A 22,766-nucleotide genomic window follows, 5' to 3' on the forward strand; every position below is an offset into this window, starting at 1 on the left:
TGCCTGGAGCGGTTCATCATTGCTCTACAACGGTACGTTCAGCCGTGTCCCCCTGACGATGATGCCGCCGCGATCGCCGATCTCGATCGAGCCATAGCGCTGCCTGAAACATTCGGGCAGCGGGCGGTCGCCGGGAACCGACAGCCACAAGCGGAGCATATGGCGCCGCCTGTCCGGGTCTGGCCAGTCGCGAAAACCCATGCGGTCGTGTAGCAGCGAATGATTGTAGACGAACTGCATGTCGCCCGGCCGAAGCCGCATCGACAGGTTTAGCCTGACATCATTGGCGAGGCTGTCGAAGAGATCCAGTGCTTCGACATGCGCGGTGCTCAGCCGCATGGCATCGGGGAAGCGCTGCGCGCTGTCGATGTACTGGCGCTGGTAGATGCCGGTCAGCAGTCCTGCATGCCAGTTGAGGACCGGGATTTCGAAATAGGGTTTTTCGCCTTCCGGGATTTCGCCGCGCCGGTCGGTGGCGATCGGATCAAACAGCAGGCGGACCAGATCGGGCCGGCTTTTGCGCATCTCATTGTAGATCGTCACCGTGCTGACCAGCAGGGATTCGCCGCCTTGCATGGCATCCCTTAAGCAAAGCAGGCCGACGACATCGGCGGAATCGGTGTGAAATGTCTGACGCTCCGCCGTCTGGTAGATGCGCGTCGTGGGGCTCCTGGCGTCGGCGCCGATGTCGCGGACATGGCCGAGAATATGGCCCTGGGCATTCTGCGAGCGTGCGCTGCCCAGATGCGCGCCAATCCCGCAGAAGATCGTTGCCGCCATTTCAGCCGAATATTTTTCGACCGGGAGGCCGCGCAGCACCTCGAAGCCAATGCCGGCGATCAGTTTTTGGCGAAGGGCGGCAAGATGGCCGGCAAGCCGAGGCAAGGGGAAATCGGCCTTGGCCAGGCCACCAATATCGCGCGAGCGGGCGAGAAAGCCGGTTGCCGCCGATTCCAGCTCCGCGACATCCAGCGGGCCCAGTTCGACCAGCCATTGTTCCGGATGCCTGGCCATGGCCTCGCCGGTCCAAGCGGCGGGAATGTCGATCCGATCCGGCGGCAGGTCTGTTGTCTCGCGCATGACATTCTCCTGCGGGCCCGGATCGGCTCCGGACATTGAGGATTTCCCAGGCTGACGGCTATGACGAAGATGCCGCAATCAGCCGGGTTTTTAAACCGGCTTTCCCTTGTCGGCGCCGACGCGCGGTAGTCCTTGCGGGATGTTCGCTGCGGGAGGATAATTTCGCGTCGGATGCATTTTCTGGGCGACAACCCGGATGCCCGCCCCGGCGAAGCCGCCGTGCTCCGTGGCTCCGGAAGGAGGCGTACCATGACGACCTACATCATGCTGATGAACTGGACCGAGCAGGGCGCGAAGAACGTGCGCGATTCGCCCAAGCGCCTCGACGCCGCCAGGAAGCAGCTGGGCGAGATGGGAGGATCGTTCAAGGCGTTCTACCTGACCATGGGCGAGTTCGACATGGTGGCGGTGGTCGAAGCGCCCGATGATGCGGTGCTGGCGCGTTTCGCGCTGATGCTGGCCGCGAACGGAAACCTCAAATCACGGACGCTGAAGGCTTTCCCGGAATTCGCCTACCGCGAGATCATCTCGTCGCTTGGATGAAGCAAGCGGCAGGGCTCTCGAAGGCGACGGCTAGGTGCCGGCCTGACGGCGCTTTGCCGCAGGACAGGACGCGTCGCCATGATAGACTGCGGCCAGGGGAGATCGCGATGAAGAACGTCTCGCTACTGGCTGCCAGCCTTGCCTTGATATCGTCGATGCCGTTCGCCGCCGGTGCCGCCGCGCAAAAACCGGTCGGCATGGCCAATCCGGCATCGGTGCATTGCGGCGAGATCAGCGGGCGCCTGGTGATCAGGAAGGACAAAGCCGGCAATGAATACGGATTTTGCCGGTTGCCCAAGGGGCGCCTGTGCGAGGAGTGGGCGCTGTTTCGCGACAACAAATGCGTCGGGCCAAAGGCTGCCATGCGCGGTAAGTGACGCGCACGCTATAAGGTGAGATCATGTCCGAAACGCATTCGCATCTTTGGCCCGGCGTGCCGCTCGCCCTCGGCTCCGCCGCTCTGTTCGGCGCGACGCCGCCACTTTCCAAGCTGCTGCTCGATGCCGTGAATCCCTTCATGCTGGCCGGGCTGCTCTATCTCGGCGCCGGCGTCGGCCTCGCTCTCTACCGCCTGCTTCGCGGCAAGCAGGCCGCCGCCGGCGAAGCGCAGCTGGCCGCCAGGGATATCCCCTGGCTGGCGCTGGCAATCGGCATGGGTGGCATCCTCGCGCCGGTGCTGTTGATGTTCGGCCTCAGCCTCAACACGGCGTCCAGTTCGGCGCTGCTGCTCAATCTGGAAGGGCTGGCGACAATGGCGATCGCCTGGCTCGTCTACCGCGAGAATGTCGACCGGCGCCTGCTTTTCGGCGCCTTCGCCATCCTGACCGGCGCCGTTCTATTGTCGTGGCAAGGCAACGGCGTCGCCTTCAACCTTGGTGCCATGCTGGTCGCCGGGGCCTGCCTGGCCTGGGGGCTGGACAACAATTTCACCCGCAAGATCTCGGCCACCGATCCGGTGGTGATCGCCATGCTCAAGGGATTGGTGGCGGGTGTCGTCAATGTCGGGCTGGCGCTTGCCGCCGGGGCTTCGTTTCCTCCAGCGTCGATCGTGGCGGCAACGGCCGCCGTCGGCTTGCTTGGCATCGGCGTCAGCCTGGTGATGTTCATCGTGGCGTTGCGCCATCTCGGCACCGCGCGGACCGGCGCCTATTATTCGCTGGCTCCATTCATCGGTGCCCTGCTGGCCATCGTCATGCTGGGCGATGCCGTCACGCTCAAGCTGGCGATCGCCGGGCTTTTGATGGGCATCGGCCTGTGGCTGCACCTGTCGGAGCGCCATGAGCACGAGCATGACCATGAGGCGCTGGAACACGAGCACAGCCATGTGCATGACGAGCACCACCAGCACGATCATGACGGGCCGGTGAGCGAGCCGCATTCGCACTGGCACCGGCATGCGCCGATGCGCCACCGGCATCCGCATTATCCAGACCTGCATCATCGGCATAGCCACGGCTGAGCATGCCAAGATCATGCTCAAGCAAACACCCAGGCCTGAACTGACCGTTTGGTACAACACGCGTTGCCCGGTCTGCGATGCCGGCATCAGCAGGCAGAAGCGTCGGTTGATCGAAGCGGTCAGGGCCGGGCGGATCGAATTTCGCGACATCAATCTGGAGCCGGCGGCGCTTGGCCGTTTTGGCGCCTCGCTGGAGGATATCCGCCGGCGGCTGCACGCCACCGATGCGGCCGGCCGGCTGCTGGTCGGCGCCGACGTCGCCATCGCCGTGTGGGCGGTAACGCCGGGCGAGGGCTGGCTGGCGAAACTGTTCGGCAATCCGTTTGCCTTGCCGTTGACGCGCTTTGCCTATGATCGCTTCGCCGACCTGCTCTACGCCTGGAACCGGCGCAAAGGCCGCTGGTAGCGAATTCATCCGTCGAACGGGACCGGCCTCACGGAGAGATTGACCGGGCTGGCGCGGCATTCAGATACATCGTAAGATATATCTTGACTCCATGGCGGCGCGCGCCTACTTAAGATATATCGTAAGATAGAACTCAAGGAGCAATCAATGCACAAAGACAATCATTTCGGGCGCGGCCATTTCGGCGAGCGCATGTTCATGCACATGGCCGGAAAGTTCGGCAGAGGGGGCGGCGGCTTTGGCCCGTTCGGACATGGCGGTCGCGGTGGCGGTCGTGGTGGCCCGGGCGACATGTTTCGCGCCGGCCGCATGCTGGCTGACGGCGATCTCAAGCTGATCACGCTGTCGCTGCTGGCCGAGGCGCCGCGCCACGGCTACGACATCATCAAGGCGCTGGAAGAGCGCACCAGCGGCATCTACAGCCCGAGCCCGGGCGTGGTCTACCCGACGCTGACCTTCCTGGAAGAGGCCGGCTATGCCGTCTCGTCGAGCGAAGGCAACAAGAAGGTGTTTTCCATCACCGAGGCCGGGCAGGCGCATCTTGCCGACAACCGCGAGATGATCGACGGCGTGCTCGAACACCTCGAACGTTTCGGCCGCAAGATGGCCAAGGCGCGGGACTGGTTCGGCTGGAACGACGATGGCGACGACCGGCGCGGCGGCCGTGGTGGCCGTGGCGAGCGTTCGGAAACGCGCGACGAATTCCGCGCCATCCGTCGCCGCCTGCGCGCGGCGCTGGGCGAGATCGTCGATGCCCCGGCTGAAAAGCAGGCCGAGGCGATCGCCATCCTCGAAGCCGCGGCGGAAGCGTTGGAAGCGCTGACGCCCCGCTGAGGCGGGCGGCACTTTGCGGTACGCAAAAAAGCCCGGGGAGACCCGGGCCTTTTTTTGTTGGCGATGATGCGGATGGCATCATTCCTTGCCGACATATTCGCTGATCAGCTTTTCGTTGCGCGCCTTCTCGATCTTGGCGGTCATCTCGGCCGACAGGCGTTCGTCGGTGCGGTACTTGACCAGGTTCACCAGGCTGCCGGTCAAGAGCAGGATGCCCATGGCCCAATAACCCTTGGTCGCGAGGTCGACCGGCGCCAGCCACAGCGACAGGCCGAGCATGAAATAGGCGGCACCGACCGAGGCGGTGTTGAACATGATGTAGGTCTGATTGGCGTTCATTGGAGTTCTCCGTTGGTTCGATGATGATGGATTGGATGGAAGTCAGGTCTGCAAAGTCTGGTTTTCAGTTGATGGTCTTCAGGCGCTTGAGCACGTCCTTGGCGCGCACCTTCGCCGCCGGGCCGTGCCCGGCATCCGCAAGACGGTCGCGGATCGCTTCGTGACGCAGTTCGCCGTCGATCTCGTCGAGGATGCCGGCCTCCTCGAAGGGGTCGCTGGCTCCCTTGATGCGAGCCAGAAGCTCCTCGGCGTCGTTGAGGCTCGCCGAGTGGCCGATCGACCTGACCAGGCGTGACTGTGCCTTGCGCTCGGCATCGATGGCCCGGGCCGAGATCATGCCCTGGTTGAGGTCGATGATGCGGCGATGCGCTCGTTCCATCGAAACGCGCATCCGCAACGTTTTTTCGCCAAGGCTCTGTACGGTGGCGCGACGGACTTCGCGTTCATTCTCCAGTTCGGCGATGGCCGCCGCACCGTTTTCGGCGAGCCCGTTATTGCCGGCGGCGAGCGCGCTGAGCGTGCGGCTTTCGAGGTCCGCGTGGCGGCGTTCGAGCTGGTCGAGACCGGCCTGCTCGGCACGCTGGCGGACAATCAGTGAGGCGAGTGTCTGCTTGGCGGCCGCAAGGCCCGCCTCGGCGTCGCGGATGCGCTGTGCCAGAAGGTCGATGGCGAAGCGATCCTTGAGGCCGTCCTCGGCTCGTGCGCTGGCGCCGTCGAGCAGTGTTCTGATCAGGCTAAGCATGGTTCTTCTCCCTTCGAAATGTTGCCGTGAACAATGTTCACGAGGCCAACATAACAGGAAATGAACATTGTTCAAGAGCTTTTTGAACGCTGTTCATGAAATCCCGGATATGGTAAACGAAGGGACGATCATGGTTCGAACAGCCCGAGCGAGGGCACGGGCATCTATAAGGACAAGCATGGCACTGGACAGGGAAGAAATAGGCGAGCGGGTGCTGACGATTGCCGAGGTGCTGCTCAACGAGGGCGGCATGGACAATCTGAAGGCGAGAACCATCGCCGAGCAGGCGGGCATCTCGGTCGGCTCGGTCTACAATCTGTTTTCCGATCTCGACGGGGTGCACCGTGCCGTCAACATGCGGCTGCTCGACCGGCTGGGTGCGGCAGGGGCGGCGGCGATGGCCGATCTTTCCGAGCGCGGCATCACCGATGTGCGCCAGCGCCTGTTGGCGCTGGCCGGCGCCTATGTGCGCTTTGTCGAGGCGCATCCGGGCAGCTGGCCGGCACTGCTCGCCTTCAACAGGCGGCGTCCGACGCTGACCGAGCCGGACGCCTATGAGGCGCGGCTCGACCAGCTGTTCGAGATCATTGCCCGTGTGCTCGCCGGCGGCGATTTCGACCTCGACGAAGACACGCGCCGGATCGCCGCGCGCACGCTGTGGTCAAGCGTGCATGGCATCGTCACCAGCGGCTATGCGGCCAGGTCAGTGCGCCGGCAGGCGGACGAGATCGACCAGCAGATCGAGCTCCTGGTCGCCGTCTTCATCAGGGGGCTGGAACGCGACGGCACATTCGCGCATGCTGGAACAACAGCGTCGTGAATCGCGAACGGACCGCGGTTTGCTGGACGAACAAGGAGATTTGAGCGATGTCTTTTCTGAAACGTCTTTTCGGTGGCGGCGGCGGTGAAGCGGCCGAGCCCAAAAGTGCGGCACCCGCCAAGCAGGTCGAGCACAAGGGTTTCCTGATCAGCGCCACGCCCTACAAGAACGACGGCCAGTACCAGACCTGCGGCATCGTCTCCAAGGAGATCGACGGCGTGGTGAAGGAACACAAATTCATCCGCGCCGACCGCTTCGCCGGCCTCGACGACGCCGTCGACATTTCGATCAAGAAGGGCATCCAGCTGGTCGATGAGCAGGGCGATCGGATCTTCGGGTAGGCAGACTGGTCGAGGCGACCGACCGCATTGCACCAGAGGCGGCAAATGCTGGCGCGGGCAAGCTTGTTCCGACGCTTGCTCGCGGAGCAAACCTCGGTAACGTCTGCTCATTCAAACAGCACTTGAATGCCGGGCATTGCCCGAGGCCGGATAGGCGTCGAAATGCGAGGCGACCGTCCTGGCCATGAGAGGCCCGTCACTTGCCGACGGTTCACGGTTTCAGATCGATGGTGTCCATGTCGCGAAGCGGGAACGCGCGATGGGTGGAAATGGCGACGATCCGGTCGCTCAGGTGGGCGAGCAGCCGCTCCAGGATGCGCTCGCCCTGCTCGTCGTCGAGATGCTCTGTCGGCTCGTCGAGCAGCACCAGCGGCATGGAGGACAGCCACGCGCGCGCGAGGTTGATGCGCTGTACCTCGCCGAGCGAAAACCGGTCCTGCCTGATCCAGGCATCCAACCCGCCGGCTTCATGGATTCGCCTGTCCATCTCGACGGCTTCCAGCGCACGCCACAGGGCCGCGTCCGGTGCGTTGCCGACGAAGAGGTTAGCGCGCACCGTGTCCTCGAGGATGACCGCATCATGCAACACCAGTGCTGAGAGCGCCCGCCGCTCGCCTGCCGACAGGATGCGGTCGCCGGCGGCCAATCCATCCTCGCCGATCCAGCCGGCAACCTGCTTGAGCAGGCTGGTCTTGCCCGAACCGCTTGCGCCGATGAGCACCGTTGGCCGACCTCTTTCGAGCGAAAGCGCGACCGGCGCTCCAATGGGCCGGCCGTCCGGCGCGCGGCGCTGCAGGGCGCGGTGGCGCAGTTGGCGCGGTTCGTCCGGCATGTGCGCTTGCCTGTCCGCCGAACCGACCTCGGTCCACTTGCCGATCTCGGCCCGGGCGGCGTTGCGGCGAAGCACGGCCACCAGCATCCGCGACGCGCCGTTCAACGCTTCGCCCAGCGCCAGCCACGAAAAGCCGAGCAGCATCGGCAGGAGAAGCTCCGTGCCTTGCCGTCCCGCATACCAGGCGGCCGCCATCACGCTGATGCCGGCAAGCGGACCGAGGGCGGCGCCGAGCGTGTCGAGCCCGGCCTGCAGGCGGCGAAGCGCAAGCATCTCGCCATCCGCGCGGGAGAGCGCGGCAAGCGCTTCGCCACACTCATGGCGCCAGGCGCCCTCGGCCTTGAGCGGAACGGCTGACGCCATGGCCGTGCCAAGCCTGCCTGCGCCCCCGCGACGCATCGACCTGGCGCGCTCCCATGCCACGGCGCCAGCCTTGGCCATCCGGTTCCCCGCGAACAGGATGGCGAGCAGCAGAAGCATGATCGGTAGGAGGGAGAGCGGTGCGAGCATCGCCGAACCCGCGATGAGGACGGCGAGGCCGCAGGCCAGCGTCAGCGCCGGCAGCCCGGCACGCAGCCGGGCGTAGTCGAGGTCCTCGACATCGTCGAGATAGTCGGCCAGCCGCGCCTCATCTCCGAGCTGCCATCCGGCCCGGCGCACGGCAGGCGCCGCCGCCATCGCGGCGAAGAGTTCGACGCGATGTGCGACCTGGTCCGAAAGTGCCGCCTTGTGACCGGCCAGCCGCTCGCCATAGCGGGCGGCCGTGCGGCCCACCGCGAACAACCTGACCAGCGCCGCCGGTATGTGGAAGTTGAAGGTGAAGGCGGTGGCGGAAAGGCCGGCGATCGCCACCGATCCCAACAGCCAGGCGGAAACACCGCCGAGCAATACGCCGCAGCAGAGTGCCGAGAAAGCAAAGCCCGTCGCCAGCCGCCACGACTTCCGGCTTGAGGATTGAAGGAGAGTGTTCATGCCGCCACCTCGATGGCATCGTTGGGAGTGAGGTCGACCGTCATGTCCGCGGCGGCGGCGAGGTCGCGGTCATGGGTGGCCACGACGACAAGCCGCGATCGCGAGATCGCAAGCAGCATGCGCCGCACCGCTTCGGCCGTCTGGCGGTCGAGCTTTGCCGTGGGTTCGTCGGCCAGCACGGTCCGCCCGGAAAGCTGCGCGCGGGCGACCGCGATGCGCAGGCGTTGCCCGCCGGAAAGGTTGGCTCCGCCCCGGTCCAGTCTGGCTTCGAGGCCGCCCGGCAACAGCGCGTCGTCGAACAGGCCGATCGCGCTGGCGGCTGCCTCGAGATTGTCCCCGGCAGGCGCGGCGATACTCCATGAAAGGGCTTCGGCAAGCGTTCCCTCCGGCACGCAGCTGTCGGTGGAAACCCAGGCGATTTCCCGGCCGGCGAGTGCATCGGCGTCGAGCGATCCGCCTGGTTCGAGCCCGGCCAGTCGGCGCAGCAATGTCGACTTGCCGGACCCGCTCGGACCGACAATGGCGACGATGCCCTGTTCCGGCAATGCCAGGGACAGGCGGTCGAGAATCGGCAAGCTCTGTGCCGCGACCGGCTCGGCACCGAGCAGCCGGTCAAGTGCGGCCGCCGCGGCAAGGCCCTCTGCCTTGGCGTGATATTGTTCCGAAAAGCGCCGGAAGGGTGCGAAATATTCCGGCGCGATCATCAGGATGAACAGGCTCTGCCAGAGCGCGAGGTTGGAGAAGCCGGGGATCATCGCGAGCTTCAGATGGCCAAGGCCGAGGAAGACGGCGAGGATGGCGATCGACAGCGATGCGAAGAAGTCGATGATGCCGGCATTGACGAAAGCAATGCGCAGCACGCCCATCGTGTTGTCCGCATAGGTTTCGAGGCGGCGAGCCAACTTGGCGTCCTCGGTGGCCATCGCGTGGTTGGCGAGGATCGTGGGCAGCGTGCGGATGCGGTCGGCGAACTGGCCCGCCAACCGGCCGAAGGCGCGTTCCTGGGCGTCGGCGCGCCGGCGGATGGCATTGCCCACCAGCGCGAGGAACAGGATCATCACCGGCGTCAGGCAGATGACCAGCAGCGCCGCCTGCCAGGAGACGAGGAAAAGTGCGATGGCCGCAAGCAGCGGTCCGGCACCCATCATCGTGCTGGCCGCGCGATGGCCGACGACAAGGCCGGCCACCGCCTCGGGATGTCGCTGCATCGAGACGATGACGCCGCCGACCGACAGCGATTGCAATTGCCGCACCGGCATGTCGTTCAGGCGCTCGCCCGCATGCCCGCGCAACCCGGCCGAGACGGCGGTTTCGGCCGACGCCTGCGCCCTGTCGGACGCGAGCCCGGCGAGGCAGGCAGAAGTGAGAAGCACGAGCACCGCCGCGACCAGCCATGGGTCGACGGGATCGCCCATCACCAGCCGCCCTGTGCCGATCGCCGCCGACGCGGCGAAGCCGAGGCGCAACCCGGTGCGCGCGACCTGCAGGATGAGCAGCCGACGCACGCCGCGCCTTGCCAGCCGTTCGCCGATCGACAGTGCCTGGAAAAGGGCGGGGCCGGAGGAGGCGGCCTTCGGATCCGGCGCGGGAACGGCTGACGTTTTCATGCCCCGGTTCTGCCACGCGCGATGATGAAACGAATTGATCCAGATCAAGCCGTGGATGTTCGCGGCGCGTTATGAGCGGGTATCCAGAAGGGATACTCCCATGCCCGACTTTCTCCTCGTCGACCTGTCCCGGCTGCAGTTCGCGCTGACAGCCCTTTACCATTTCCTGTTCGTGCCGCTGACGCTGGGCCTCTCCATCCTGATCGCCATGATGGAGACCGTCTATGTCATGACCCGCCGCGCCATCTGGCGCGACATGACCAAGTTCTGGGGCGTGCTGTTCGGCATCAATTTCGCTCTCGGCGTCGCCACCGGCATCACCATGGAATTCCAGTTCGGCATGAACTGGGCCTACTACTCGCACTATGTCGGCGACGTATTCGGCGCGCCGCTTGCCATCGAGGGCCTGATGGCCTTCTTCCTCGAAGCCACCTTTGTCGGGCTGTTCTTCTTCGGCTGGGACAGGCTGTCGGCCCGCGCGCATATGATCGTGACCTGGTTGATGGCGCTTGGCACCAATTTCTCCGCGCTCTGGATCCTGATCGCCAATGGCTGGATGCAGAACCCGGTCGGCTCGGCCTTCAACCCGGACACGATGCGCATGGAGGTCACCGACTTCATGGCGGTGATCTTCAATCCGGTGGCGCAGGCGAAGTTCGTGCACACCGTTTCGGCCGGCTATGTCTGCGCCGCCACTTTCGTGCTCGGCGTTTCGGCCTGGTACCTGCTGCGCGGACGCTATGTCCAGCTCGCCAAGCGCTCTTTCGTCATCGCCTCGGCCTTCGGCCTGGCCTCGTCACTCTCGGTGATCGTGCTCGGCGACGAAAGCGGCTATGCGCTGACCGACAACCAGAAAATGAAGCTCGCGGCCATCGAGGCCATGTGGGAGACGGAGCCCGCGCCGGCGTCCTTCACGGCATTCGGCATTCCCAGCCAAAGCGACCGCGAGACACATTTCGCCATCCGCATCCCGTGGGTGATGGGCATCATCGGCACGCGCTCGATCGACAGGCAGATCGCCGGCATCGACGATTTGGTCGCCCGTGCCGAAATGCGCATCCGCAACGGCATCGTCGCCTATGACGCGCTGGAGAAGATCAAGGCGGATCGCACCGACACCGCCGCCCGCGCGGCCTTTGATGCCAGCTCCGGGGATCTCGGCTATGCGCTGCTGCTCAAGCGGTACCTGCCGGATCCGAGGCAGGCGAGCGAGCAGCAGATCAAGGATGCCGCCTGGTCGACCGTGCCTTACGTGCCGCTGCTCTTCTTCGGCTTCCGGCTGATGGTGGCCTGCGGTTTCGTGCTCGCCGCGCTGTTCGCGGTGTCGCTGTGGCACACGACACGGGAGACCGAAGCGCCGCGCTGGCTGTTTCGTGCCGCGCTCATCGCCATGCCGCTGCCCTGGATCGCCATCGAGGTCGGCTGGTTCGTGGCGGAGTTCGGACGCCAGCCCTGGATCATCGATGGCGTGCTGCCGACCTTCCTCGCCACGTCCGAGCTTGGCGTCACCGACCTGGCGCTCACCATCTGCGGCTTCACGCTCGTCTACGGCGTGCTCGCCATCATCGAGGTCAAGCTGATGCTGGCCGCCATCCGCAAGGGGCCCGAGGTCGTCAGCCTCATCGATGACCTGCGCCCGAACGCCGAACCCGCACTGCAACCCGCAGAGTGAAAAAGGATCACGACGATGATCGACTTTCTCTTCGACTATGAAACGCTGCGCGTGATCTGGTGGATCCTGCTCGGCGTCCTCCTGATCGGCTTCGCCGCGACCGACGGTTTCGACATGGGCGTGGGCGCACTGCTGCCCTTCGTCGCCAGGACCGACGCCGAACGGCGCGTGGCGATCAACACAATCGGCCCGGTCTGGGAAGGCAACCAGGTGTGGTTCATCCTCGGCGGCGGCGCCATCTTCGCGGCGTGGCCGGCGCTCTACGCGCTGAGCTTCTCCGGTTTCTACCTTGCCATGTTCCTGGTGCTTCTGGCGCTGATCCTGCGCCCCGTTGCCTTCAAGTATCGCTCGAAGCGGCCCGATCCGGCCTGGCGCAGGCGCTGGGACTGGGCGCTCTTCGTCGGTGGCGCGGTGCCGGCGCTCATCTTCGGCGTTGCCCTTGGCAACACGCTGCAGGGCGTGCCGTTCCATTTCACGCCGGACCTGCGCCCCATCTATGAAGGCAGCCTGTTCGGCCTGCTCAACCCGCTCGCGCTCTATTGCGGTCTCGTCTCGGTCGCCATGCTGATAACCCACGGCGCGGCCTGGCTCGCGTTCAAGGCGGAAGGCATCGTCGAAGACCGCGCGCGTGCGATCGGCGCCAGGTCCGCCGTCATCACTTCGCTGCTCTTTGCCGGCGGTGGCGTGCTGGTCTGGCTCGGCCTGCTCGGCGGCTACCGCGTGACCTCGCCGATCGTGTGGGACGGGCCGTCCAATCCGCTGCTCAAGACGGTATCGGCGGACAGCGGTGCCTGGCTGGCGAATTTCCATGCCCATCCGCTGCTCTGGATCGTGCCGGCGCTCGGTGTCGTCGCACCGCTGCTGGCGGCGATCGGCTTCCAGGCCCGGCGCGAAGGCTGGACCTTCCTTGCCTCGCAGTTCGGCGTTGCGATGATCATCGCGACGGTGGGGCTTGCCATGTTTCCCATCCTTCTGCCGTCGAGCAGCAATCCCAGCCATTCGCTGACCGTGTTCGATGCCTCCTCGAGCCGCGCCACGCTGCGCAACATGCTGATCGCTACGGTGATCTTCCTGCCGCTGATCCTCGCCTACACCGGCTGGGTCTACAGCGTGCTGTGGGGCAAGGTCGGCGAGAAGAGCGTCGAGAAGGCCGGTTCGTCGGCCTACTGATTCAACCGGAGTTTTGACCATGTGGTATTTTGCCTGGATCCTTGGCCTCGGACTGGCCGCCTCCGTCGGCATCCTCAATGCGCTCTGGTACGAGCTGCGCACCGTCCGCGAGGAGCCCGCCAAGGACACCGTCGCGCTGCCCACGCCTTGAGCCTAGCCGGGCGGAGGAGCCATCATGACGGATTCTGAGCTGGGGCCGCTGCGCGGGCCGGCGGACATGAAGCGGGCGCATGTGCGGATGCTTGCGCTCTGTCACATGCTTGAAGGTATCGCCGACGATCTGCCGTCGCGCGTCGACCGCTTCCAGTGCCTTGCGGTGGCGGCCGATCTGTTGCCGGTGCTGCGAGAGTGCCATCGCTTCGAGGAAGAGATTGTCTTCCCCGCCTTCGCGCGGCTCCAGGGCGGGGAAGATATCGTCGCGCGGCTCAAGATGGAGCACCTGGAGGACGACTGCGCGGCGGCTGACCTTAGTGAGGTCCTGCTTGCGCATGGCCACGGCAGGCCTATCGAGAACCCCGAGGCGCTCGGCTACATGTTGCGCGCGCTGTTTGAATCCATGCGGCGCCATATCGCCTTCGAGCGCGACCATGTGCTGCCGGGCATTCTCAAGCAGCGTTGAGCGCTTCATCGCATCGCGTTTGGTCGGCGATCAGTCGCCGGAACGCACTTCCAGGCGCGCGAGGTCGTCGACGACAATGTGACGGTTGTTGTCGATGCGAATGACGTTGTTGCCTCGCAGTCTGGTCAATTGCCGGCTCACCGTTTCGATGGTGAGGCCGAGGAAATCCGCGATCTCCGCGCGCGACAGCGGCAGGTCGAAAGCGGCGGCGCGGAGCTCCGGGCCGGCGGCCGGATCGATGTTGCGCGCGATCATCAACAGGAAGCTCGCGATCTTCTCGGCTGCGGTCTTGCGGCCGAGCGCCACCATCCAGTCGCGCGCCTGATCGAGCTCGCGCAATTTCTGTTCGAGCAGCCGATGCTCGAGGTCGGGTTGCTCCTTCATCATTCGCTCCAGCGCCTGGCGTGGAAAAGAGCACAACTCGACATTGGTCGCGGCCTCCGCGGTCAATGTGCTCTCGGCCTGGAACGGTCTTCCCAGAAAATCGGGAGCGAACTGCAGGCCGACGATCTGCTGGCGGCCGTCGGACAGCGTCTTGGTGAGTTTCACGACGCCGGAAAGAACGTTGGAGAACCGCTCGACGTTTTCGGTGTCACTCATCAGTTCCTCGCCGGTTTCCGCCTTGTACCGTTTCGTCGACCTGGACAGCGTGACAAGCTGATCGGGGTTGAGGGCGCCACAAATGCCGCGGTGCCGCGCTTCGCATGAAACGCAGAGAACAGGAATGCCCTTCGTGTGAATGTCTTCGCGCACGATCGTACATCTATAGTGTTACCAGCCGGCAGCGGCAACGCATGGGCGATGACTTTAGCGATGGCGCATATGCACTGCCGAAAGGACCCTGTTGCATAAATCCAGCTTATCATCATCCCTAGTTTTTGAAGACGTTACAGGCCCTTTCGCCGCCTGTAGCTTCGACGCTACACGTTGGAATAACTGGGATTTGGTGGGTCGATGCAGACGCATGCGCGGGTGGTTGTTGTCGGTGGCGGGTGTGTTGGCGCGGGCATCCTTTATGGCCTGGCAAAGCGCGGCTGGACCGACGTGGCGTTGCTCGAACGCACCCAGCTGACCGCCGGCTCGACCTGGCACGCGGCAGGCCTCGTCCCGTCCTATGCCCGCAACGTCAATATCGGCCGGATGATCAACAAGACCATCGAGATCTATGAGGGGCTCGAGACCGAGACCGGGCAGCCGGTCGGATGGCACAAATGCGGCCAGCTGCGCATCGCCAATTCCAGGGATCGGCTCGACGAATACAAGAGCTATATGAGCGTCGTCGACGTCCAGGGCATGCGGGCGCATCTGCTGTCGCCGGCGGAGGCGAGGGCGCTGTGCCCGCTGCTCGACAACAAGCATATGCTGGGCGCGCTTTATCATCCCGATGACGGCCATATCGCACCGGCCGACGTGACCCATGCCATGGCCAAGGGCGCGCGGGATCTGGGCGCCAAGATCTACCTGAACACCGAGGTCACCGGCTTTCAGCGGACCGCCAGCGGCGAATGGCGGGTCGCGACCAACAAGGGCGACATCATCTGCGAGCATGTGGTCTGCGCGACCGGCAATTACGCGCGCCAGACCGGCGCGCTGCTCGGCCTCGAGATCCCCGCGATCCCGATCCTGCACCAGTACTGGATCACCGAGCCGGTGCCGGAGATCGTCGAGCGCAAGCGTGCTGGACGTCCCGAAATGCCGATCCTGCGCGACGAGGGTTTTGAAGGCTATCTGCGCGAGGAAGGCGACGGCTTCATGTTCGGCCCCTATGAGCGGACCGAACACTTAAAACTGTTCGCCGAGAACGGCGTTCCCGCCTGGTTCGGCGCCGACCTCGTCGAAGAGGATTTCGAGGCGGTGTCGTGGAACTGGGAGCAGGCAACGCAGCTCGTGCCGGCGCTGGGAAGCGCCGGCATCAAGGCCAATGTCCGCGGCCCCTTCCAGATGACCGCGGACGAGCTTCCGCTGATGGGACCGGCCTGGGGCCTGCCCAATGTGTGGCTGGCCGAGGGCGTGCCGGGCGGCATATTGTGGGGCGGCACGATCGGCTATTACCTGTCGGAGCGGATCGTTGAGGGCGGCAACAGCCTCGACACCTCCGATCTCGATCCGCGCCGCTTCGGCGACTACGCCAACAAGGCCTGGACGCGCGAAAAAGTCCGCGAGGCCTGGGGCACGCATGCCGAGCAGAAATATCCAGGGCAGGACATGCCCGCCGCCCGGCCACAGAAGACCGCGCCGTCCTATGCGCGGCTGACCGAACTGGGTGCGGCCTGGGGCGTGCTCAACGGCTGGGAGATGCCCAACTGGTTCGCGCCCAAAGGCGTCGAGGCCAAGGACCAGTATAGCTGGCGCTGGACCGCCAAGGGCGTGTTCGTCGGCGAGGAGGTGCGGGCCGTGCGCAATGCCGTCGGCCTGGTCGAGATGACGCCGATGACCAAGTTCGAGGTCTCGGGACCAAACGCCGCCGCCTGGCTCGACAGGATCCTCGCCAACCGCCTGCCGGCGACCGGCCGGGCCGTGCTGGCGCATCACCTTACCGCTGCGGGCGGCGTTCAGGCGGAATACATGGTCGCGCGCCTTGGCGAGGACAGTTTCTATCTCATTTCGACGCCGCGCGCCGAACGCTGGAATTTCGACGATCTCTCAAAGCTGCTGCCCGCCGATGGCGGCGTCAGCCTGAAGAACGTCACCGACGAGCGCGGCTGCTTCACCGTCGTTGGCCCCAACGCGCGAGACGTGCTGCAACCTCTCACCGAGATCGACCTGTCGAACGCGGCCTTTCCCTGGTTCGGCGTGAAGACCGGCAGCGTGGCGCTTGCCAGCGATGTGCGGCTGCTGCGCGTCAATTATGAAGGCGAACTCGGCTGGGAACTCTATCATCCCATGGCCTACCAGCGGCAATTGCTCGACGCGATCCTCAGAGAGGGCGAGAAGCACGGCATGCGGCTCGTCGGCTTGCATGCGCTGGAATCGCTGCGGCTGGAGAAATCCTACCGCGCCATGTACCGCGACATGAATCCCGATCTCAACGCGCTGGAGAGCGGGCTCGAGCGCTTCATCCGCCTCGACAAGGGTGATTTCGTCGGCCGCGACGCGATCCTGAAATACAAGGATAAAAACGACCAGCGCCGGTCGGTGACACTCAAGATCGAGACCGACGGCGCCAGCACACTCGCTTCCGAAGGCTTGTACATCGACAGCAAGCTGGTCGGGCGCATCACGTCGGGTGGTTATGGCTACACGCTCGGGCATGATGTGGCGCTGGCGCTGCTGCCCGAGCGTCACAGCACGCCCGGCACGAAGCTCGACGTCGCGATACTGGGGGAATGGAAGACCGCTACGGTTATTGCGGATTCGCCTTACGATCCGAGCTCGACCAGGGCGCGGATGTAGCGCGCCATCCGGCACGCGCCGTGCGCCGAAGGTCACCGCCAGATTATCTGTGACCGTCCGGAACAAAGCCGACTGACGCAGGTTAGGTCCCCAGCACATGTGTGCATGAAAGGACCTTCCCCAATGAAAACACGCCTATTTCTGGCCTCACTGGCCACAGCTACAGCCATGGCTTTTGCCCTGCCTGCACTTGCCGCCGACAGCGCGCAGGACTTCGTCAACAAGGCCGCTGCGGGCGGCATGTTCGAGGTCGATTCCAGCAAGGTCGCCGAAGGCAAGGTGCAGGATCAGAGCGTCAAGGATTTCGCCCACAAGATGATCGACGATCACGGTGCGGCCAACGCCAAGCTGGAGACGATCGCCGGCGAGCAGAAGCTGACGGTTCCCAAGGAACTGGATGCCAAGCTCAAGGGTGATGTCGACACTCTGCAGAACGGCAAGGATCCGATCGACGCCCCCTACGTCCAGATGCAGCGCGACGCGCACACCGATGCCGTGAAGCTGTTCGAAAGCTACGCCAAGGACGGCGACAACGCCGAGCTGAAGGCGTTCGCCCAGCAGACGGTGCCGACGCTCAAGATGCACCAGGAGATGATCGAGAAGATCGCCGCGACCATGGGCACCCAGTCCTCGGATTCGCAGACGCCCAAGAACACGGTCGGCGGCGCACCCGACCCCATGCCTCCGTTTCCCGGGGCCAACAGCTTCACCGAGGACCAGGCCAAGGGCCGTATCCAGGACGCCGGCTTCGCCGATGTGTCGAAGCTGACCAAGGACGACCGGGGCATCTGGCGCGGCCAGGCCAACAAGGACGGCAAGAACACCACTGTGGCGCTGGACTACAAGGGCAACGTCGTTGCCGGCACCAACTGACACTGAAATCCAGGAGATCAAAACCATGAAAACCGTAACCGGACTTTTCGACAATTACGATGATGCTTCCGACGCCGTCGGCGAATTGGAAGCCAGCGGTGTCGCGCGTGACGACATCAGCATCGTTTCCAGCAATTCGGACAATCAGCACGAGAATGACGGTTCCAAGGCTGCCGATGACGCCGCCGGTGGGGCTGGACTGGGAGCCGCGATCGGCGGAGCCGGTGGACTGCTCGCCGGGCTTGGCTTGATGGCCATTCCGGGCGTCGGTCCGGTGGTGGCTGCCGGATGGCTGGCTGCCACTGCCGTCGGTGTCGTTGGTGGTGCCGTGGTTGGCGGCGCGGCAGGCGGCATCGTCGGTGCCCTCACCGATTCCGGTGTCCCGGAACATGATGCCCATGTCTACGCCGAGGGTGTGCGCCGCGGCGGCACTCTGGTCACAGCCAAGGTCGACGACCAGTTGGTGCCGGAGGCCGAAAGGATTCTGGGACAGGCTACGTCTGTTAACCTGGAAGCACGGCGTGGCGAATACCAGGCCGACGGTTGGACCGGCTTCGACGCTGACGCGGAGAACTACCGCTCGAACGAAATCGGCCGCGATGGTGCTCGCGATGTAAACCGAGTTTGATCGACAGGGCCTCGCTGCCGAAAGGCGGCGGGGCCATTCTGCCGAACAGCCTTCGGCTAACGCATCAAGCCAGCCGCGCGAAGCGCATCCTCAATAGTCTTGCCAATGCCTGTAGCAGAAGCGCGTGAACCATCTGGACGCGGTTGTTCGGCAGGTTCGACCCGCGCTGGCCTCGACTTTTCGGGCGCTATATATGGGCGCAAGTCCGTACCTGCGGTGGGGTTCGCTGCGGCCGCCTCAAACTTCGCCCCTCTTGGTGCATTCCGGCTCGCAAGATCCCAGAAGGCCGCCATACGTCTCGTCGACGATATTCCGACCTCCAGCATGAACGGCGCGGCATGGCCCAAGCCGTCGGCACCGCCTGTCTTCAAGGGGGTGCCATGGCCCATGCCGGCAATTGTGTATTTTTCGATCACCTCACGGCCATCGGCGTCGCACCAGACTTGCCGCGTTTGTCCATCGACGGTCTCTTTTCGAACAGGGCTTGCCCCGACGCGATGAACGCTCTGCCATTGGGCGACAAGGGAGTCCGCATTGGACGGCGCCACCGTGTGGTCGGCCGTGCCCTGCCAAATTGAGATTTTCGGCCAGCTTCCCTGATGCGGCGACGCCTGCGCCAGACGTCGCTGGAGTTCCGACTGAGACGGGCCACCATGCCCACGCATGCGATCGAACGCTTCCGGGATCGTCGATGCGCTGCCATAGGCAAGTCCCGCAATGATTGCGCCGCCGGCGAACACGTCCGGATAAGTTGCCAGCATTGCCGCCGCCATGGCGCCGCCGGCGGACAGACCGGTGATGAAAACGCGCCGGCGGTCCAGGCCATGCTTCGTCACCATGGTTTCGATCATCTGGCGGATGGAGAGCGCTTCACCGCGATCGCGGGTGACATCTTCGGGCACGAACCAGTTGAAGCAGAGATTGGCATTGTTGGCGCGCTGCTGTTCGGGCAACAACACGGCAAACCCTTCCTCTTCTGCCAGGCGAGACCAGCCCGCCCCGTGATCATAGCCGGCAGCCGTCTGCGTGCAGCCGTGCAAGACGACGACCAGCGCTGCTCCGCGCGGCAAGTTCTCAGGAACGTAGAAGCGTGCCCGCAAGGTGCCTGGATTGGACCCGAACGTGGCCAGGTCGGACAGACTGTCGAGATGGCCCGGTTGGGAAAATGCCGGCCGGCCTCGCATGGCCGAAAGGCGAGCGATCGTATCTGAGATGTTCCGCAAATCGAAATCCTAGACCGCCGGAATGGCGGAAGCCCGAGCACAACGCACTTACGGCAACATCGTTGCTGCACTGCACAATAACAAGCTTACGCTGGGGTAGACGAGAAGCGTGCTCCGTTCCAAACCGGCGCCGCGTCTCAGGCCGGCCCATTCCTCGGCGACTTCGCCAGTTCCTGTTCCAGATCCACCAGTTCCTTGCCGCCGGCCATCAAATTGAGCAGCTGGTCGCGGGTGATTTCGCCTTTGGCGTAGGTGCCGGTGCTCCTGCCGCGCTTCAGCAGCGTGAAACGGTCGCCGACGACATAGGCGTGGTGAACGTTGTGGGAGATGAAGATGACGCCGATGCCGCGCGCCTTGGACTGGACGATGAGCTTCAGGACCACGGATGCCTGGTGGACGCCCAGCGCCGATGTCGGCTCGTCCAGGATCAACACCTTGGCGCCGAAATAGACGGCACGCGCGATGGCCAGGCATTGCCGTTCGCCGCCCGACAGCGTGCCGACCGGCTGTTCGGGGTCGCGCAGCTGGATGCCCATCGCCGACATCTCGTCATAGGCCGTGCGGTTGGCGAACTCGGCGTCGAACTGGCTGATCGGCCCGAATTTGCGCATCGGCTCGCGCCCGAGGAAGAAGTTGCGCGCCACGCTCATCAGCGGCACCAGCGCTAGGTCCTGGTAGACGGTTGCGATGCCGCTGTCGCGCGTATCGGCGGGCGAGGCAAACCGTGTCGGCTTGCCCTGGACGCGGATTTCGCCCTCGTCGGGCGTGTAGACGCCCGACAGCGTCTTGATCAGCGTCGACTTGCCGGCGCCATTGTCGCCGAGCAGGCAATGCACCTCGCCGGGGCAGACGTCGAAGGACACGTCCTTCAGCGCCACGACCGAGCCGAAATATTTGCTGACCGACTTCAGTTCGACATAGGGCTCGGCCATCACCGGCTCCTCATGGCGCGGTTGCGCACATAGCTGTTGAACAGCACCGCGATGATCATCATGGCGCCCATGAACAGCTTGAACCAGTCGGTGTCGATGCCAGTGTAGAAGATGCCCATCTGCACCACGCCGAAGATCAGGGCGCCGAACATGGCGCCGACGGCCGATCCGTAGCCGCCGGTGAGCAGCGTGCCGCCGATGACGACGGCGATGATGGCCTCAAATTCCTTCTGCGTGCCGCGAAGCGTGTCGGCGGAGCCGGTGACCAGCACCTGGATCGCCGCGAACAGGGCTGCCGCGAGCGCCGTCATGACGAACAGCGTGATCTTGGTGCGCGCCACCGGCACGCCGAGATTGCGCGCGGCATTGGCTTCGCCGCCGGCGGCAAAAATCCAGTTGCCGAAGCGGCTGCGCGTCAAGAGCCAGGTGCAGGCCAGTGTCAGCACGATCCACCAGACGATCGACACCGGAATGCCTGAGATCGACGGCAGGCCGTCCGCCCGCTTGCCGATCAGGCCGATATCGGCAAGCACGGCGATCAGGCCGGAAAACACCTGTCCCGAAAACAGGCTGTTGAGCGGATCGTGCAACGCCAGCTCGTGCACGCCCGACACCTGGGTCCGCCCTGAAATGCCGCGCGTGAGGCCAAGGGTGAGGCCGCGCAGCATGAACAGGCTGCCGAGCGTGACGATGAAGGAGGGCAGGCCAGTCCTGACGACGGCGAGGCCGTTCAGCGCGCCGATGCCACCGCAGACGGCGAAGGTGAACAGCAGCGACAGCCAGATCGGCCAGCCCCAGAACACGGCGGGGATGGCGATCAGGATGCCGGCAAAGCCGATCATCGAGCCGACCGAGAGGTCGAACTCGCCGGCGATCATCAGCAGAGCCACGGGGGCGGCGAGAATGCCGAGCTGGGCCGAGACTTCGAGGAAGTTGACGATCCCCTTGGCACTGAACAGTCCCGAGCTTCCCGCCGTTATGGCGAAGAACACGAAGACCAGCACCGTGCCGGCCGCCGCGCCAAGCTCCGGCCTGCTCAACAGGCGGCTGAGGCGTGAGACGGACCGGACCCGCTCGTCGCGAATCTCTGAAACCATGGCTGCTTGCCCTTCACATAGAGCCGTTCATCGTTTCACGCTGAACAGCTCTATCTCCTTGCCTTGACGCAATTCCGGACGGAAAATCGCTCACACTTTTCCTGGAATTGCTCTGATGAAGCGGCCGGAGCGGGGCCCCGGCCGCCAGTGCTAGCGCTTGCCGAGTTTCGACAGCTCGATGACCGAGGCGGCGGTGTCCTTGGTGACGAAGCCGGGGCCGGTCGGATAGTCGGCGATCGGCATGATCTTGTACTTCTTCCAAAGGTCGAACATCGCGACCGGGATGTAGCCCATGGCATATTGCTGGGCGTCGATGCCCCATTCCATCTTGCCAGCGACGACGGCCTGCAGGATCGTGGGGGAGAGATCGAACGTGCCGGTCTTCACCTTGCCGGAGAGGCCCAATTCATCAAGCGCGGCGAGCGTCGGTTCGGCACCGCTGGCGCCGACGGCGAGAATGAATTGTGTATCGGCATGAGCGGTCATGTAGGCGATCACGCGGTTCTTCATTTCGGTCGGGTCGATGACGCCGTTCATCACCGGAACGTCGACGCCCAGCCCCTTGGCAAAGCCGGCGCAGCGGTCGTCGAGGCTCGAATTGCCGACCTCGTGGTTGGCGCAGACCGCCTTGGTGAGGCCGAGCGCCTTGATGCGTTCGCCGGCCATGACGCCCGCCTGGAATTCATCCTGCCCCATGAACAGCAGGCCGCCAAGGTCATGGGTGAGTTTCGAGCCGCCTGAATCGATGATGATGACCGGGATGCCGGCGGCGACGGCGTTCTTGACCGGCGTTGAAAGCGCGGCCGCATCGGGGATCGAAACGACCATGCCGTCCGGTTTCGAGGCCGTGATGGCGTCGATCATCTGTGCCATCTTGGCCATGTCGAAGGTTTCGGGCGCCAGATATTCGGCCTTGACGCCCAGCGTCTTGGCGGCATCGTCCATGCCGTTCTTGACCACCGACCAGTAGGGGTCGCCGCTCTGGCCATGGGTGACGAACACCACGCGCGTTTCGTCGGCGGCCGCAAGGGTCGTGGCCGCCGCCATCATCGTGAAGCCGGCCAGCAGGCCGAGCGCAGGCTTTACTAATTTCGCAAGCGAAAACATAACAACCTCCTGTTTGTTTTCCGCCGCCGCAATTACGGTCGGCAGTCCAGTTGCCCCTTTATTCCAGTTCCATTCCT

The 22,766-nt window shown here is 64.5% G+C and carries 24 protein-coding genes; 14 read left to right on the forward strand and 10 right to left on the reverse strand.

All coding sequences use genetic code 11. From position 1 onward, the window contains the following. Positions 1–24: 24 nt before the first annotated feature. Complete coding sequence (locus AC04SF_RS04795) at positions 25–1,080, reverse strand: TauD/TfdA family dioxygenase (protein WP_488476760.1); 1,056 nt, start codon at positions 1,078–1,080, stop codon at positions 25–27. A gap of 249 nt (positions 1,081–1,329) precedes the next feature. On the opposite strand from AC04SF_RS04795, the gene AC04SF_RS04800 reads away from it, so the two are divergent. The 5 genes from AC04SF_RS04800 to AC04SF_RS04820 all read left to right on the forward strand — a co-directional run bounded on the left by AC04SF_RS04800 (position 1,330) and on the right by AC04SF_RS04820 (position 4,322). Next, positions 1,330–1,623, forward strand: a complete 294-nt coding sequence (locus AC04SF_RS04800; protein ID WP_095202008.1) for a GYD domain-containing protein — start codon at positions 1,330–1,332, stop codon at positions 1,621–1,623. A 107-nt stretch (positions 1,624–1,730) separates the two neighbouring features. After that, positions 1,731–2,000, forward strand: coding sequence for a putative hemolysin (locus AC04SF_RS04805; RefSeq protein ID WP_488476761.1), 270 nt, complete (start codon positions 1,731–1,733; stop codon positions 1,998–2,000). A 23-nt stretch (positions 2,001–2,023) separates the two neighbouring features. Continuing rightward, on the forward strand, positions 2,024–3,082 hold the full coding sequence (locus AC04SF_RS04810) for a DMT family transporter (protein WP_488476762.1): 1,059 nt from the start codon (positions 2,024–2,026) through the stop codon (positions 3,080–3,082). 13 nt (positions 3,083–3,095) lie between these two features. Continuing rightward, positions 3,096–3,488: a thiol-disulfide oxidoreductase DCC family protein gene (locus AC04SF_RS04815; RefSeq protein ID WP_488476763.1), complete on the forward strand. Its 393-nt coding sequence runs from the start codon at positions 3,096–3,098 to the stop codon at positions 3,486–3,488. 147 nt (positions 3,489–3,635) lie between these two features. Continuing rightward, positions 3,636–4,322 (forward strand): PadR family transcriptional regulator, encoded by a 687-nt coding sequence (locus tag AC04SF_RS04820; protein ID WP_488476764.1) that lies wholly within the window; start codon positions 3,636–3,638, stop codon positions 4,320–4,322. A gap of 78 nt (positions 4,323–4,400) precedes the next feature. Here the strand turns inward: AC04SF_RS04820 and AC04SF_RS04825 are convergent, their stop codons facing one another. Next, positions 4,401–4,661 carry a YiaA/YiaB family inner membrane protein gene (locus tag AC04SF_RS04825; protein ID WP_023779112.1) on the reverse strand — a complete coding sequence of 87 codons (261 nt, stop codon included), beginning with the start codon at positions 4,659–4,661 and terminating at the stop codon, positions 4,401–4,403. A 64-nt stretch (positions 4,662–4,725) separates the two neighbouring features. Next, positions 4,726–5,403: a PspA/IM30 family protein gene (locus tag AC04SF_RS04830; protein ID WP_488476765.1), complete on the reverse strand. Its 678-nt coding sequence runs from the start codon at positions 5,401–5,403 to the stop codon at positions 4,726–4,728. A gap of 178 nt (positions 5,404–5,581) precedes the next feature. Here AC04SF_RS04830 and AC04SF_RS04835 point away from each other — a divergent pair, with 178 nt between their 5' ends. Together AC04SF_RS04835 and AC04SF_RS04840 are read left to right on the forward strand one after the other, a co-directional pair. Beyond that, positions 5,582–6,223: a TetR/AcrR family transcriptional regulator gene (locus AC04SF_RS04835; protein WP_488476766.1), complete on the forward strand. Its 642-nt coding sequence runs from the start codon at positions 5,582–5,584 to the stop codon at positions 6,221–6,223. A 47-nt stretch (positions 6,224–6,270) separates the two neighbouring features. Next, positions 6,271–6,564 (forward strand): HlyU family transcriptional regulator, encoded by a 294-nt coding sequence (locus AC04SF_RS04840; RefSeq protein WP_096449050.1) that lies wholly within the window; start codon positions 6,271–6,273, stop codon positions 6,562–6,564. 211 nt (positions 6,565–6,775) lie between these two features. On the opposite strand, the gene AC04SF_RS04845 is transcribed toward AC04SF_RS04840, so the two are convergent. Then, positions 6,776–8,368 (reverse strand): ATP-binding cassette domain-containing protein, encoded by a 1,593-nt coding sequence (locus AC04SF_RS04845; RefSeq protein ID WP_488476767.1) that lies wholly within the window; start codon positions 8,366–8,368, stop codon positions 6,776–6,778. After that, the gene (locus tag AC04SF_RS04850; protein WP_488476768.1) at positions 8,365–9,975 is read right to left on the reverse strand and encodes an ATP-binding cassette domain-containing protein; all 1,611 of its coding nucleotides are present in this window, start codon (positions 9,973–9,975) and stop codon (positions 8,365–8,367) included. Before AC04SF_RS04850 ends, AC04SF_RS04845 begins: the two co-directional genes overlap by 4 nt. A gap of 100 nt (positions 9,976–10,075) precedes the next feature. Here AC04SF_RS04850 and AC04SF_RS04855 point away from each other — a divergent pair, with 100 nt between their 5' ends. The 4 genes from AC04SF_RS04855 to AC04SF_RS04870 are packed head-to-tail and all read left to right on the forward strand — an operon-like array spanning position 10,076 to position 13,436. Further along, a complete protein-coding gene (locus tag AC04SF_RS04855; protein WP_488476769.1) occupies positions 10,076–11,647 on the forward strand; it encodes a cytochrome ubiquinol oxidase subunit I in 1,572 nt (523 codons plus the stop codon). A 15-nt stretch (positions 11,648–11,662) separates the two neighbouring features. Further along, positions 11,663–12,817: a cytochrome d ubiquinol oxidase subunit II gene (gene cydB, locus AC04SF_RS04860; protein ID WP_488476770.1), complete on the forward strand. Its 1,155-nt coding sequence runs from the start codon at positions 11,663–11,665 to the stop codon at positions 12,815–12,817. 19 nt (positions 12,818–12,836) lie between these two features. Further along, the gene (gene cydX, locus AC04SF_RS04865; protein ID WP_096449042.1) at positions 12,837–12,968 is read left to right on the forward strand and encodes a cytochrome bd-I oxidase subunit CydX; all 132 of its coding nucleotides are present in this window, start codon (positions 12,837–12,839) and stop codon (positions 12,966–12,968) included. A 24-nt stretch (positions 12,969–12,992) separates the two neighbouring features. After that, positions 12,993–13,436 carry a hemerythrin domain-containing protein gene (locus tag AC04SF_RS04870; RefSeq protein WP_488476771.1) on the forward strand — a complete coding sequence of 148 codons (444 nt, stop codon included), beginning with the start codon at positions 12,993–12,995 and terminating at the stop codon, positions 13,434–13,436. A 30-nt stretch (positions 13,437–13,466) separates the two neighbouring features. On the opposite strand, the gene AC04SF_RS04875 is transcribed toward AC04SF_RS04870, so the two are convergent. Then, positions 13,467–14,192 (reverse strand): Crp/Fnr family transcriptional regulator, encoded by a 726-nt coding sequence (locus AC04SF_RS04875; RefSeq protein ID WP_488477323.1) that lies wholly within the window; start codon positions 14,190–14,192, stop codon positions 13,467–13,469. A 198-nt stretch (positions 14,193–14,390) separates the two neighbouring features. On the opposite strand from AC04SF_RS04875, the gene AC04SF_RS04880 reads away from it, so the two are divergent. The 3 genes from AC04SF_RS04880 to AC04SF_RS04890 all read left to right on the forward strand — a co-directional run bounded on the left by AC04SF_RS04880 (position 14,391) and on the right by AC04SF_RS04890 (position 18,330). Continuing rightward, positions 14,391–16,829: a GcvT family protein gene (locus AC04SF_RS04880; RefSeq protein WP_488476772.1), complete on the forward strand. Its 2,439-nt coding sequence runs from the start codon at positions 14,391–14,393 to the stop codon at positions 16,827–16,829. A 123-nt stretch (positions 16,830–16,952) separates the two neighbouring features. Beyond that, the gene (locus tag AC04SF_RS04885; protein ID WP_488476773.1) at positions 16,953–17,702 is read left to right on the forward strand and encodes a DUF4142 domain-containing protein; all 750 of its coding nucleotides are present in this window, start codon (positions 16,953–16,955) and stop codon (positions 17,700–17,702) included. A gap of 25 nt (positions 17,703–17,727) precedes the next feature. After that, on the forward strand, positions 17,728–18,330 hold the full coding sequence (locus tag AC04SF_RS04890) for a general stress protein (protein ID WP_488477324.1): 603 nt from the start codon (positions 17,728–17,730) through the stop codon (positions 18,328–18,330). 56 nt (positions 18,331–18,386) lie between these two features. On the opposite strand, the gene AC04SF_RS04895 is transcribed toward AC04SF_RS04890, so the two are convergent. From AC04SF_RS04895 to AC04SF_RS04910, 4 genes are all read right to left on the reverse strand, one after another. Continuing rightward, the gene (locus tag AC04SF_RS04895) at positions 18,387–19,553 is read right to left on the reverse strand and encodes an extracellular catalytic domain type 1 short-chain-length polyhydroxyalkanoate depolymerase (protein WP_488476774.1); all 1,167 of its coding nucleotides are present in this window, start codon (positions 19,551–19,553) and stop codon (positions 18,387–18,389) included. Positions 19,554–19,690: 137 nt separating this feature from the next. Beyond that, positions 19,691–20,485: an ATP-binding cassette domain-containing protein gene (locus AC04SF_RS04900; protein ID WP_488476775.1), complete on the reverse strand. Its 795-nt coding sequence runs from the start codon at positions 20,483–20,485 to the stop codon at positions 19,691–19,693. Beyond that, positions 20,485–21,582, reverse strand: coding sequence for an ABC transporter permease (locus AC04SF_RS04905; RefSeq protein ID WP_488476776.1), 1,098 nt, complete (start codon positions 21,580–21,582; stop codon positions 20,485–20,487). Before AC04SF_RS04905 ends, AC04SF_RS04900 begins: the two co-directional genes overlap by 1 nt. Before the next feature lie 150 nt (positions 21,583–21,732). Beyond that, a complete protein-coding gene (locus AC04SF_RS04910; protein WP_488476777.1) occupies positions 21,733–22,689 on the reverse strand; it encodes a rhizopine catabolism ABC transporter substrate-binding protein in 957 nt (318 codons plus the stop codon). Between the last annotated feature and the right edge of the window lie 77 nt (positions 22,690–22,766).

The organism is Mesorhizobium sp. CNPSo 4671, from assembly GCF_057784245.1.